Origin of the sequence: Acinetobacter sp. IK23 (assembly GCF_035615275.1) — a bacterium.
Lineage (GTDB): Bacteria > Pseudomonadota > Gammaproteobacteria > Pseudomonadales > Moraxellaceae > Acinetobacter > Acinetobacter seifertii.
In genome coordinates, this window is record NZ_JANBNX010000001.1 from 209,763 (window position 1) to 223,408 (window position 13,646).

10 protein-coding genes are annotated in these 13,646 nt (G+C 37.6%); 3 read left to right on the forward strand and 7 right to left on the reverse strand.

The features are described 5' to 3' along the window. A complete protein-coding gene (locus MSG95_RS01140; protein ID WP_025465158.1) occupies nt 1-1,746 on the forward strand; it encodes a hypothetical protein in 1,746 nt (581 codons plus the stop codon). Next, nucleotides 1,743-3,851, forward strand: coding sequence for an EAL domain-containing protein (locus MSG95_RS01145; protein ID WP_077164827.1), 2,109 nt, complete (start codon nt 1,743-1,745; stop codon nt 3,849-3,851). Before MSG95_RS01140 ends, MSG95_RS01145 begins: the two co-directional genes overlap by 4 nt. A gap of 63 nt (nt 3,852-3,914) precedes the next feature. On the opposite strand, the gene rpmE is transcribed toward MSG95_RS01145, so the two are convergent. The 4 genes from rpmE to MSG95_RS01165 all read right to left on the reverse strand — a co-directional run bounded on the left by rpmE (nt 3,915) and on the right by MSG95_RS01165 (nt 8,032). Then, nucleotides 3,915-4,139, reverse strand: a complete 225-nt coding sequence (rpmE, locus tag MSG95_RS01150; RefSeq protein ID WP_004652835.1) for a 50S ribosomal protein L31 — start codon at nt 4,137-4,139, stop codon at nt 3,915-3,917. A 193-nt stretch (nt 4,140-4,332) separates the two neighbouring features. Beyond that, entirely contained in the window at nt 4,333-5,304 is a 972-nt protein-coding gene (locus MSG95_RS01155) for a bile acid:sodium symporter family protein (protein WP_085945699.1), read from the reverse strand. A 133-nt stretch (nt 5,305-5,437) separates the two neighbouring features. Further along, nucleotides 5,438-5,839, reverse strand: a complete 402-nt coding sequence (gene gloA / locus MSG95_RS01160; RefSeq protein ID WP_004700166.1) for a lactoylglutathione lyase — start codon at nt 5,837-5,839, stop codon at nt 5,438-5,440. Nucleotides 5,840-5,860: 21 nt separating this feature from the next. Beyond that, a complete protein-coding gene (locus MSG95_RS01165; RefSeq protein ID WP_324624571.1) occupies nt 5,861-8,032 on the reverse strand; it encodes an AmpG family muropeptide MFS transporter in 2,172 nt (723 codons plus the stop codon). 166 nt (nt 8,033-8,198) lie between these two features. Here MSG95_RS01165 and MSG95_RS01170 point away from each other — a divergent pair, with 166 nt between their 5' ends. Further along, entirely contained in the window at nt 8,199-10,817 is a 2,619-nt protein-coding gene (locus MSG95_RS01170) for a Lon protease family protein (protein ID WP_004700162.1), read from the forward strand. A 55-nt stretch (nt 10,818-10,872) separates the two neighbouring features. Here MSG95_RS01170 and MSG95_RS01175 read toward each other — a convergent pair whose 3' ends face one another. The 3 genes from MSG95_RS01175 to surE all read right to left on the reverse strand — a co-directional run bounded on the left by MSG95_RS01175 (nt 10,873) and on the right by surE (nt 13,616). Continuing rightward, a complete protein-coding gene (locus MSG95_RS01175; protein WP_004700160.1) occupies nt 10,873-11,802 on the reverse strand; it encodes a LysR family transcriptional regulator in 930 nt (309 codons plus the stop codon). Between the two features lie 101 nt (nt 11,803-11,903). Continuing rightward, entirely contained in the window at nt 11,904-12,734 is an 831-nt protein-coding gene (locus tag MSG95_RS01180; protein WP_004700158.1) for a peptidoglycan DD-metalloendopeptidase family protein, read from the reverse strand. Between the two features lie 111 nt (nt 12,735-12,845). Continuing rightward, nucleotides 12,846-13,616 (reverse strand): 5'/3'-nucleotidase SurE, encoded by a 771-nt coding sequence (gene surE / locus MSG95_RS01185; protein ID WP_004700156.1) that lies wholly within the window; start codon nt 13,614-13,616, stop codon nt 12,846-12,848. Nucleotides 13,617-13,646: the final 30 nt, after the last annotated feature.

A 13,646-nucleotide genomic window follows, 5' to 3' on the forward strand; every position in this document is an offset into this window, starting at 1 on the left:
ATGATGAATAATGCACTTTCGGACATTTTTCACAATCAAACCGCACTTACTCGTGAACGGTTAAGCTTTTGTGAAGCCAATATTAAAGACCTTAATGAATGGGTTACTACCCTTTCTATTATGCAATTGGGTGATACCTCAAAGGCGTTATTTACAGCACTTTTGGAATTGAATGAATTAAATTGCAGTGAAACGCTTCGCTTCGATTTAATTCAAACACTTCACCCAACCATTAATAATGTTTTAGCGAGTCTAGAAAAAAACTTTTTTAACCAAGGTGTGATTAGTACAGACCGTAACGAGCACATTATTGAACTGGCAATGCTTCTACGTTGTTATTTTGCGAGTATTTATTTAAATATCGCAAGGACAAGCCACGGACAACTACAAAGACAGAAGTTTTCTCTATTTTCATTTAAACAAAAGAAAAATTTACAAACTGCGCGTATTTTGGCGACTTTCCATGCATTGCAGCAACTCACCAACCTTTTATATCAGCAGCACATGCTCTATAGCGAACCTGTCAAAGGCCAATGGTTAATTGCTCATGAACTTTATGAAACCGCAGTCCAATATAAATATCATTTAACCAATATTAATCATATTCAAGGCGTACAGCATCCTTTAGCCAATATTACACAGGCATACGCTCAGCTTATTTTATTAGATATTTTTAATACCAATCAGATTCGTCAATCGGAAATTCAAGCGCTATTCCAGTGTAGTTTTGACTGGGCACGTATGATTCAAATTTTACCTAAAGATAGTGCTTTAACTAAGTATGTGGTCGACCCGACTAAAGACCATCCACCGGTATATAACAAAAAACAAAGCTCAAATTTCAATCCAAGCATTTTTATTAGCACTCAAGCGTTGCTTGAGCATGTCACTGCCACCATGCATAAAAATGCTCAGTACATGTCTAAAAATGAAAAGATTTATTTAAGCCCTGCGTTAAAGTTTCACGTTCAAACCATTTTAGGCACGACCGCACAGCGCCGTCATGAACGTTATGAATATAATGCTGCTCTCCAAATTTGCTTCGGATTAACTACCGCACATTTTTATCTATCTAAAGCAAAGAACTTTGAAGAAACACTACAACTGAACAATAACTATAATTTACAAAGTGAATCGAAAGTTTTATCAAACCTAGAGAAAAAAGAGCAACAAACTTCGTCTTACCAACGCTTAAGCCGTGAAAGTAAAACCATTTATCAAACCACAGTGCTTGATATCAGTGTTAATGGCTATCGTATTAAATGGTCTGGTGAAGCGCCTAAAAACTTACGAACTGGCGAATATATTTTAGTTAAAGAAACATTGCATGGTCAGTGGCGTGGCGGTGTGATTCGCTGGATTAAACAATCAACAGAAAAAAGTTTGGAACTGGGCTTAGAAATTCTTTCACAAGCCATGTTCCCTTGTGCTGTACATATTCAGGCTGAGCGCCATACTCGTAATTATCACCCTGCACTATTACTACAAACTCAAAACTTAGAAGAAATACAAAACACGCTTATTTTACCGGGGTCTCAAATTTTTAGAGAGCAACAAACAATTCATTTACGATTGGGGACAGAAGAAATCAAAGTGTATCTACTCAAAGCACAACTCATTACTCAGAGTTTTATTCAATTTCAATTTGAACTTTTAAATGATCAGCAACAACATTTGCTTGATCAGTTCATGTTGAAAAAGAATAGTAACGCGAATAGTCAAGATTTATGGGAAGCATTAAAGTGAGAAACTCTTTACTATCTAAAAAGTTAAGACGTACTGAAATACGTTTACTCATTATTGATGATAACCAGTTACGTTATAACCAAATTTTAAATCTTTTATCGGGGAATCAATATCAAGTTAATGCTTTATTACTTGATGATTTAAAAAGTTTTGAAAAGCAGCTCAATACATCATGGGATGTGATTATTTTTGGCCGCGCGTACGATTTGAAAATTGAACAAACTCTCTCCCTCGTTCAAGCGTCAGAACAGCCGCAGCTTCCAATTTTACTTTTACAACCAGATGATTATCAAACACAGCAATACCAAAGCTATGTTCAAAAAGGTATTTACGATGTAGTCCCATTAGAACCATTGGATTATTTCTACATCACCCTTGTTCGAACCTTATCGTATAGCCGCCTTTTACAAACGGAACAACGTTTGTTAGCAGAGCTTGATACCATTCATAGTCATACGCAAACTCTAGTCGACAACAGCCATAAAGCAGTCGCTATTTTTCAAGAAGGCATACATATTAAGGCAAATCCTGAATACCTTAATCTTTTTGGCTTTAAGCAAGAAGAAGATATTATTGGTTTGCCAATTTTGGATGTCTTACAGCCGAACGATTTAAATATTTTCAAACAACGATTTAAGAAAATTTCTTTAGGTCAGTTTGATCAAGCTCGTTTTGAAATTCAAAGTCAGCATCAGGCTATTTCTGGTAATAATGCTTTGAAATTGGAATTTATTCCAAGCCAAGAAGAAGATGCTGTACAACTGACCATCGATTATCAAGTTGATTTAAGCATTCCAGCAAACACGTCTCCATCCGAAAAAAGTGTCGGATTAAGTACGGCTTGGCAACAAATCAATCGACATTTATCAACCCATCCTGCGCAAGCCAATGCTGTAGTGTTATTTAAGCTCGCGCAATGCCCAGAACGCCTCTTTCAACAAGGTTGGCAGACGTTAGGACTATATTTCAATCAGCTTCATGGTTTTTTAAAAGACCATGCGCAAATGCCAATTTTCCAAGTCGATTTGGGAACTTATGCTGGGATTTTACAAGCTGAAAATAGTTCAGTTTTAAATTCGCAGTTAACAAGTCTACAAACTTTGCAAAAAGAACACTTGTTAAAAGTGAATGAACAAAACTTCTCGGTACAGTTAAAGCTTGGCTATGCTCCGCTTAACCAACCACTCACTGAGATTTCTTTTAGCTCATTACTCAATGAAGCTGAAAAGCAGAATCTACCTCAAGTTACACCTCAACTTGAAATAGCACCAATTGAAGAAAAAATCGTTTCAACGACTGTTGAAACTGTTCCTCTAGATTTAACGATTGAACATTTCGAGGTGAGTTCTCAGTCATCTTTGCTACAGCAGTTAAAACAAAAACTTGCTAAAGGTGAGATACATTTGAAGTATCAGCAAGTGTATGACAAACATGATGAAGAAACTCATAACTATGAAGTGACGAGTGGCTTTATTGCTGATGAACAATGGCATGATTTAAATGACTTAGCTGACTTAAAAGAAGATGCTGAGCTTTCAATTCAAGTAGATCGCTGGATATTAGTTGAAGCATGTAAACAGCTTCACAATTTTATTGCTCAGTATCCTAAAGCAAGACTCATTATTAACCTGAATATTGATATTTTGCTGAAAGATAAATCATTCCCAGAGCTAATTTCAAAGCTGCTTACCATCATTGGTAGCAAACTTGAAAGTCCATTGATTTTGCAATTTTCAGAACAAGCACTTCAGCACTACCTTCCAACAGTTCAGCCATTGATTGGTCGTTTACGTCAACACGGTGCAGAAGTTTCAATTCGAGATTTTGCTTCTTCTATGCATAGTGATTCAATTTTACAGCAGCTTGATATTCAGCTTGTAAAATTACAGTCTAGCAAAACGGATTTGTTAAGTTCAGATCAGGGTCTGAATAACTTGCAAGAAAAGGTATTGAACTATCTGACTGTAAAACCAATTGGAATTTTATTGGCTAACTTAAATGATATGAACCTATTTGCAAATGCATGGAATGTGGAAGCACGTTTCTTACAAGGTGATTATTTCCAGAAAAAACTTGATCGCTTAACTGATGTACAAGACCAGTAATGGTCTTGTTATTTAAAAAATAAAAAACGGGCATAAGCCCGTTTTTTATTTCGTTCTGAAGTATTAACGCTTGATAGAGCGAGACATACCAGAGAAACGTTGTTTGAATTTGTCGATACGACCACCAGTATCTACATTCTTTTGTTTACCAGTGTAGAATGGGTGGCAAGCTGAACATACGTCAAGGTAAATAGTTTCTTTACCTAAAGCAGAACGAGTTTCGATTACGTTACCGCATGAGCAAGTTGCAACTAATTTTTCATATTTTGGGTGAATATCGGCGCGCATCGTCGATTACTCCTAATTGAAGAAAGGCTTAAGCTGTCATCGCAATTGATCACTCTCAATTAAATTGAGGAAAGCTTTTTCAAGCAGATCAACACCACAACAGACCATTCTTTTGGCCCACCGAAACCTCTAGGGTTAGAGCTAAGCACAACAAGTGGACAGTATTATACGCCATATAAATCTTTTTTGCGAATTAATCTTGGGATTTAGCCCAGTAATTTGCGATTACTCCACACACCATTAGCTGTATTTGGTGAAATATCATAATTGGCAAAACAATCATTCCTAACGGCTGACCAATAAATAAGATTTGTGCCATAGGTACACCGCTTGCCAAGGTCTTTTTTGAGCCACAAAAGAAAACAGTAATCTGATCGGCACGGCTAAAACCAAAAGCACGCGGTAAATACAGCGCAAGCAACATAATAATGGTGAGTAACACAGAACAAGCGAGTGCCAAAAGCAGTAAAGTTTTCCAGTTTACCTGATGCCAAAGTCCGGCAACTACTGCCCCGCTAAAAGCGCCGTAAACCACCATCAAGATTGAACCTTGATCGAATGCTTTTACAATGCTTGGTACTTTTGCCATATATGGAAAAACGTAGGGACGAAGCAATTGGCCTAAAACAAATGGCACTAATAGCAACAGCGTAATTTCAATAATAGACGATGTAGGATCAAACCCGTGCTGACTTTGCCCTAAAATAAAAAAGCTGACTAAAACTGGCGTGATAAACATACCCACCAAGTTTGAGAAAGATGCACTACATACCGCCCCTGCCACATTTCCTTTTGCAACTGAAGTAAATGCAATAGAAGACTGAACAGTAGATGGCAAGAAGCACATAAATAGAAAGCCCCAATAGAGCTGCTGTCCTAATAAGGGTAAAAGAATAGGTTTAGCCAATAACCCCAAGGCAGGAAAAATAAAGAACGTAATTGCAAATACAAGTAAATGCATTTTCCAATGCAAAATACCTTCAATTACAGCCTCACGAGACAATTTAGCACCGTGTAGAAAAAATAAAATTGCAATCGCGACTGTAGTTAATGTATTGAAATACTGCGCAGCTTGACCACTGACTGGAAAAAACGTTGCTAGTAGTACCATGCCAACCAACAAAACTGTAAATCGATCAAGTGCCAAGAACTTCAGCATATTCACATCCTATGATTATTTTAGACAAATAAAAGCCCAGTTGATAAATTGACCATTTGGTCAGGTCTTCATCATACTGGGCTATAAAAATAAAGCTAGACTTTTAAGAGCTAAATCTTAAAGCACTTAAGTCATTTACTTAATTATTTCTGGCATCTGCATCTTGCTGAATGAGCTCGATTTTGTAGCCATCTGGATCTTCAACAAAGGCAATAACCGTAACACCACCCTTCATTGGGCCAGCTTCACGCACAACTTTACCGCCACGTGCTTTAATTTCTTCACATGCTTTGTAAGCGTCTTCGACACCAATCGCAATGTGACCATAGCCATTTCCTAAATCATAACTTGAGGTATCCCAGTTATGAGTAAGTTCAAGCACGGTATTATTTTCTTCATCGCCATAACCAACAAATGCCAGTGTAAAGCGACCTTCTTCATAATCACGCTTACGAAGTAACTTCATCCCTAATACTTCGGTATAGAACTTTAAAGATTGTTCTAAATTGCCTACTCGCAACATTGTATGAAGCATTCGCATATATTTATCTCCAGAAAACCCTCATTCTGATGCTTGTTTAGCCAATAACTTACTTACCCAAATTACAAGTAGTAAAATTGGTAATCCCATCAAGAACGTAACCGTAAAAAAGCCAGAATAGCCTATATGATTTACTATTGTACCTGAGTATCCGCCAATAGTTTTAGGCAGTAATAACATTAATGAACTAAAAATAGCGTATTGCATAGCTGTAAAAGATACACTTGTTAGACTTGAAAGAAATGCAATAAAAACCGCTCCTGCCAGACCCGAAGCTAGATTATCAAATATGATTCCCATAACAAGCCATGTCTTACTGTAAGGTACAACTACTTTTCCTTTCAATTCGATATCAATATTTTTATCAATCGGAATCGCTGGGATATCGGATAAACTCATACGATATCTAGGTTGGCTTTCTGATAAATTTTTTTGATAGGTATGAATCTGAACTAAAGTCTTTGTTTGCCCATTAACCTCATAATTTGCCTGCACTCTTATTGCATCAAGCTTAGCAAGTTCTGTCCCTGAAATAACTGCATTCCAGTCACTATTTTTAATTTTACCATCTACTTTAACTTGTGGATTTAAGAAAATATTTACAGATTTTATTTGACTATTTTTCGGCAAATTTAGCAAAGTGCCATGAAGGATTATATCTTTTGCTAACTCATCTTTATATACAAGATTATCGCCCCCTATAGCTTGGATATAAATCTCCGGTTTTGGCTCATTTTTGTATAGTTTTAGTGGAATAGTTATTTTTAAAGGTTCAATATACCCTTTAGGTTGCGAGGCAATAGAAACTTCTGCTTGGGTTGTTAAAGTATTACTTGGAAATTTTAAAGACCAGTTTCCTACCTCATCAGGGTTTGCGGTATATACTTGATCGCCAATATTAACCCGGACCTCTTGCATAGAAGCACCAGATTTGACTAAACCAACAAAAATTAAATTAGTTGTGCTAGCTAAAATTGCTCCTAACAACATCATTTTCATGATGTTATAACGCTGAGCTAACATCCCTCCGAGAAATCCACCTAATATTACAAAGAAAATCGCAAAAAACTTATTAAACCAAGCAATTTCTTCTTTATCAAAATTTAAATCTAAATAAAACAGATTAGCCATTACCCCAGCAACGACATCTGAAATACGATAGAAACCTATTAATAATAAAATTGCTAAAGCTACTTTTAATCCATATCGCTTAAAAAAGTCTAGTAAAGGTGATAACCATGTTTCTACAACAATTTTTTTATTAATTAAACCAAATTTAATTAAACCCAGAATAACAATAACAGCAATTGATATACTAATTAAAAACTTAATAACTAAAAGTATAAAATTTAAAAAAGCATCTTCGATAGAAAATGAATCAAAAATTAAACCGATTTGATAAAAACTAATTCCAAAAACTATGGTTGAAATAACAAAAACTGCAAATAACTGGACATAATCTTTTGCATGATAATGATGTTGTAGGCGCTTAACTACAGGTTCATGGATGAGTAAAGTTGTAATAATTCCTACAATCATCAAACCAGCCATTAATAAATAGGTGGTTCGCCATGCTTCATAAATATAATTACCAACTGCTGTTCCCAAAGATGCAGCAAATAATAGTGCACCTAATTGAGTAATAATTGTAGCAGTGCGATACCCTGCATTATAAGTTGAAGCTAAAACAGTTTGTATATTTGGGTCTTCAGTTAATTCGATACGGTAAGCATCCACAATAATATCTTGTGTTGCTGATGAGAACCCAAGAAAAATAGCAGCCCCTGCCATAATCGTTAAATTTGACAATGAACCGAAATCAGATGTGTTGGGTAATGGATTTGTAAATGCCATCATACAAATTGCACAAATTACCAAAAGTTGTGATACCAACAACCAACTACGTCTTAGGCCCATTCTTCTGGTTAGATATGGCAAGGGTAACTTGTCTATTAGCGGCGCCCAAATAAACTTAAATGAATAAGCCAAAGCTGCCCAAGAGAACATTGTAATAGTACTTCGGTTAATTCCAGCCTCAGTCAACCAAAATGATAGAGTTGAAAAAATTAGAAAAATTGGAATTCCCGATGAAAAACCCAAAAACAACATAATGATTGCACGGCGATCCAAGAAAGCTTTAAAAGAACTTTTCCACCCTTTCGATTCAGAAATCATTCGTTTTTTATTTTCCATAAATTATAAATGTGCCTATTCAATCGCTTCTTACCATTCCTTTCAAGATTCTTTATGCAATCAAGTTTGGTTTTGATGATAAAAACGGCAAGTTTGCTTGATATTTTATGCTAAACCTGTATACCTTTAACCCTCAACCTTCGTTTTCTTTTGCTGGATACCAACAGTGACACAAAAACTTGATCAAGTGACAACTTCAACTTTATCACTCGCTAAAACAAACACCACAAACGTCACAATAAATGCATTTCCTTCAGCTCTTGAGCAACCTGATATAAAAATGACTTTAGATAAAACAGCCTTAAAACCGGAACAACTTACCCATATTCCAGATTTTGAAAATATTCCAGCTTCAACAAAACGTATCAAACCACTCAATAATTTTTTAGGTCAAGACCGCGCTAAAGCATCGGTAGAAGCGGGCATTTCTTTACCCTACTCAGGTTATAACATTTTTGCAGTAGGAACGGCAGGCTTAGGCAAACGCACCATGATTAAGCGTTTACTACAGCAACATGCCAAAACAATGCCAACCCCTGACGACTGGGTATATGTCTATAATTTTAAACACGCGCGTCAACCAATTGCCTTACGCTTCCCTGCTGGTCAAGGCACCAAGTTCCAACAAGCTCTTCATCAAGCTTGGCAAATTATTTTAAAACAGCTTGAACGTCGTTTTAGTGCCGAAACTTATCATAACCGTATTGAACGTATCCGTGAGGAAACCGGAGATGAACAACAACAAGCGCTGGTTGAGTTAACCAAAGAAGGCGAAGAGCTCGACTTAAAATTGATTTCTCGAAATGAGAAACATGGTTTTGTACCTGTACAAGTAAAAGACGATCAGGTGCAAGAGCTCACTCAAACAGAAATTGATGCTTTAAATACGAAACAACGCGCTGAAATCGCGGCTAATGTTCGCTACATGGATAAAAAACTTGAGCGTCTTGGTTTGCATTTAGGCGATTTAGAAGATGATGCACGCGACAAAGTTTCTGTATTAAATCGAGATATTGCGACTCAAGTGGTTATGCCTCGAATAGATCTGATTTTAAATAAATATAGCCAAGTGAAAGGCCTTGAAGATTATTTAAAACAATATGCTCAAGATATAATTGAGAATGTTGAACTCATTTTAGAGCAAGAAGAAGACGACTTTGCTCCTGCTATGTTCAATCGCGTACCAGCACGTTACCAAGCAAATGTGATTGTCTCAAATAAACCAAACAGTGGTGCTCCGGTTATTTTTGAAGATTTCCCAACGCACTACAACTTACTTGGTCACGTTGAGCAACTTACACATAACGGCACAATTACCACAGATTTTACTCTCATTCGTCCTGGTGCTCTTCATCAAGCGAATGGTGGTTTTCTAATGCTTGAGGCAGAGCAATTACTTGAGCAACCTTATGCATGGCAAGGTTTAAAACGTGCCTTAAAATCAGGCCAACTCAAGCTCTCTTCTCTTGAGCATATGTTGACGTTAACAGGTTCTATCTCGATTGAGCCTGCTGCGGTTCCACTGGATATTAAAGTGGTACTTATGGCAGAACCTGAAATTTATTATGAAATTTTAGAAGTAGAACCAGAGCTTGGCAGCGTATTTAAAATACGCGCAGATTTTACCGATACATTACAACGTAATGACGAAAATGAACAAGCTTACATGCAGCTAATTGCTGACTATGTCCAAACCGACAAACTACTTCCATTTGACCGTAGTGCTTTAGCTGCTTTACTTACCGACTCAAGCCGTCAAGCAGAAGATCAAAGCTCACTGTCGTTACATGCTTCAACTTTGGGTGACCTGATTCGTGAAGCACATCATCATGCGTTTAAAGCCAATGAAAAGCTTGTAACTGATCAGCACATTAACCTTGCGCTACAACATAGACAGTATCGCTTAGGCTATTTAAGAGAGCTTTACTGGCAGGATTTATCACGCGGAACTCAGCTAATTGAGACTTCTGGTCATCGTTTAGGTCAAATTAATGCCCTCTCTGTTATTCACTATGCAGATGTCGAGTTCGGTTTACCTTCACGGTTGACTGCATCAGTCTATCAAGGTGGCGGCGATATTCTTGATATTGAGCGTAGTGTAGAGCTTGGTGGTTCACTGCATGCTAAAGGCGTCTTACTTATGTCGAGCTTTTTGAAAGCTCACTTTGGTCGTGAACAGATTTTACATTTTTCTGCTGCGCTTGCATTTGAACAAAGCTATGGCCAAGTAGATGGAGATAGCGCCACGGTTGCCGAACTTTCTGCGTTAATTTCTGCAATTAGCCAAATTCCAATTGATCAATCATGGGCGATTACAGGTTCTATGAACCAGTTAGGTCAGGTTCAACCCATTGGCGGTGTAAATGCAAAAATTGAAGGCTTCTATGATGCTTGTAAATTACAAGGTTTAACGGGTAAACAAGGTGTCATTATTCCACGTCAAAACATGCAGCATTTAATGCTACGCCAAGATGTAATTGATGCGGTACAAAGTGGTCAATTCCATATCCATGCGATTGATACCATTGATCAAGCACTTGAAATTTTAATGGCTCGCCCTGTTGGTACATTGGATAAAAAAGGTAGATACAGCAAACATTCAATTTACGCTGCCGTAATGGAACAGCTTGAATATTGGCAAGCGATTGAAGATGGCGAAGAAATTGAAGAGGAGCCAAAGAAGAAAAAGAAAAATAAGAAAAAAATTAAGAAGCACGAAGAGCTCACAGCAAATGATCTTCCACAGGAAACTCAGGAAGAAGTTGCGACTCTCAAGCAAAAATAATACTCATATAAAAAGGGCTTGTAATCACAAGCCCTTTTTATGCATCAATTGAAAGTTAGCGAACGATCTGCATCGCTCGTCCACCAGCCAACTGACTAAAATATTGTTTAAGTGCTTCAACACAGCGTTGAATTTTCATTGGCTGTTGATCGTGTTTGGCAATCTCTGCATACAAAGTAAAAGCCGGCAGTTTCCAATCTGGTAAGATTTCAATTAAAGAACCAGCTTTCAATTCTTTTTGAGCATCTAAATATAAAATTCTAGCAATACCATGTCCTTGCTGACATAAGGCTTTAGCAACTTGCAAATTATTGCTTTGCAAACGGCTTGCCATTTCAATATGCAATTTTTCACCAGTTTTAGCATGTTGAAAATGAAAACTGCGTGATTCATTCATTGCATTGATTGAAAGCAACTCATGGTTGTTTAAATCGTTTGGATGCAAAATCGGGCTCGATTGATTGAGATAGCTGGGAGAAGCTACCAAAATCTGATCTACAAAAGCCATAGGAACGACAGAACTACTCTCTTCTACTGGTGTAGAACTCATACGCACTGCAACATCAATTCGTTCTTCAATGAGGTCAATATAACGATGACCTACTTCGAAATGAACAGATAAACCGCGATGAGCTGACATCCAATGAGATAGAGCAGGAATAATGTGCTGAACCGCTAAGTCTGGTGTGCTTGCAATCCGCAAATCTCCAATCAAATCATCTCGCAATTCATTGATTCTGATTTTGCCTCTTTCTGCAGCTGCCAACATTTCTTGACAACTTGAAAAAAAAGCCTGTCCGGCCTCTGTCAAACTAAGTTTCCGAGTAGAACGGTGTAATAAAATTACATCCATTTCATGCTCAAGAGAACGTATTTGCTGACTTACAGCACTTGTTGTAATGCCTAATTCACGTGCCGCACCACTAAATGAACTTTTTTCAACCACACAAGCAAAAACACCCATCGCACGAAGCTGATCTAACATAGGTTTCCTCAAATCTAATTTTAAATTTATAAAAAATGCTTATTGTTGTAATGAAAGCAACCAATTACATTATACGAGGAAACCTATATTTATTGCATTAGCTAATTAGGTAAAAGATTTGCTGGGTTGATTGGTTTACCATCAAGGCGAATTTGGAACTCAAGCATAACTCTCGACGCACCTGAAGAGCCCATTTCTGCAATCTTTTGACCTGCGGTTACATTATCTCCACTCTTCACCATCATCTTGCTATTGTGGGCATACGCACTGATATAGCCATCAATATGTTTAATTAAAACTAAATTACCATATTCTTTTAAGCCATCGGCTGCGTATACGACTTGACCATCTGCTGCCGCATAAATTGGATCACCTTGATTACCACCATAACGAATTCCTTTGACATTATTCGCCAAATTAAATCCTTGAATCACTGGTCCGTTATTTGGTTTGATCCAACGTAAGCTTGAACTTGGAATAGCAGTTCCCACTGTTGTATTGGTGGTTGGTGCAACTGTTCGTGGTGGGGTTGTTGTTGGTGCCGTTGTTGTCGTAGTCGGTAATGCTATTGTTTGGCGCTTAATTGGTTCAGGTTGCGCCATGACTTGTGTCGACACGGTTCTTGGTGAAGAAGATTTCTTTAATCGTAATGATTGATTAACATAAATACGATACGGTGGAGCAATACCATTCATTTCAGCAATACTGACATAATCCAGACCGTAGCGCATTGCAATACCACTTAAAGTATCACCCGAACGAACTGTATAATAGTTAGGAGCCGTCGCATAGCGAGAACTATTATTAATTTGTGGTCTAGAAGCACATCCTGCCATTGCAACAGTAAAACCCACAGCTAAAGACAACATCATAATTTTCATTATTTTGTCTCTTTGAATATGCAATCTGCTTTGTTGCTCAGTTAAATGCATCGATCTCCCTCACTAAATGCTACAAATCATTTCGGCTAAGAGTACCAAAAAAGTAAGAGGAAACATGTTCCTCTTTTTCTTTATTCACAAAGTTATAACATTCGACCTAGATTATTCGCCCAAACTGGCCTGTAAATCCTCTAAAACCGCATAGTTTGTTGCATCCATCTGAATTGGAGTTACACTCACAAAACCATTTGCAACTGCAAAAAAGTCAGATTGAATCTGGCTAGCAATACGCTGTGGGTCAGTAACAGCTTCACCTGCCAGACCAATCCAATAAACCTGTCTTCCTCTTGGGTCGACATGACTGGTGATTGGTTTAGATTGAGCACGGCGGCCTTGATAGGTAATTTGAGTCCCTTTAAGCTGTGGCACATCCGGAATATTAATATTAAAAATATGTCGCGGTGGTAGCGCAGGTAAACCTTTGGCAATAAAGTCATGCACCCACTTGGCTGCTTGCGCATAATCATCTTTATGATTGTATGAACGTACATCCGACCCAGCTAAAGAAACTGCAATTGCAGGTTGTTTCATTAAGCGGCCTTCAAACGCAGCACCGACTGTTCCCGAGTACAGAACATCGTCACCTAGGTTTGCGCCACTATTGATTCCACTCACAACCAAGTCAAATTCGAAATCGAATAGACCATTCATAGATAAATAAACGCAATCCGCTGGTGTTCCATTCACAGCCCACACATCTTCGGCAATTTGAATAGGACGTAAAGGACGATCAAGTGTTAATGCACTTGAAAAACCACTTCTCTCACTTTCTGGAGCAACCACGACAACACGGCCTAATGGTTTTAACGCTTCAGCTAAAGCTTGTATACCTGGTGCAAAGACACCGTCATCATTCGCAATTAAAATATTCACTAAAAATCTTTCTCGACAAATAAACCCGAA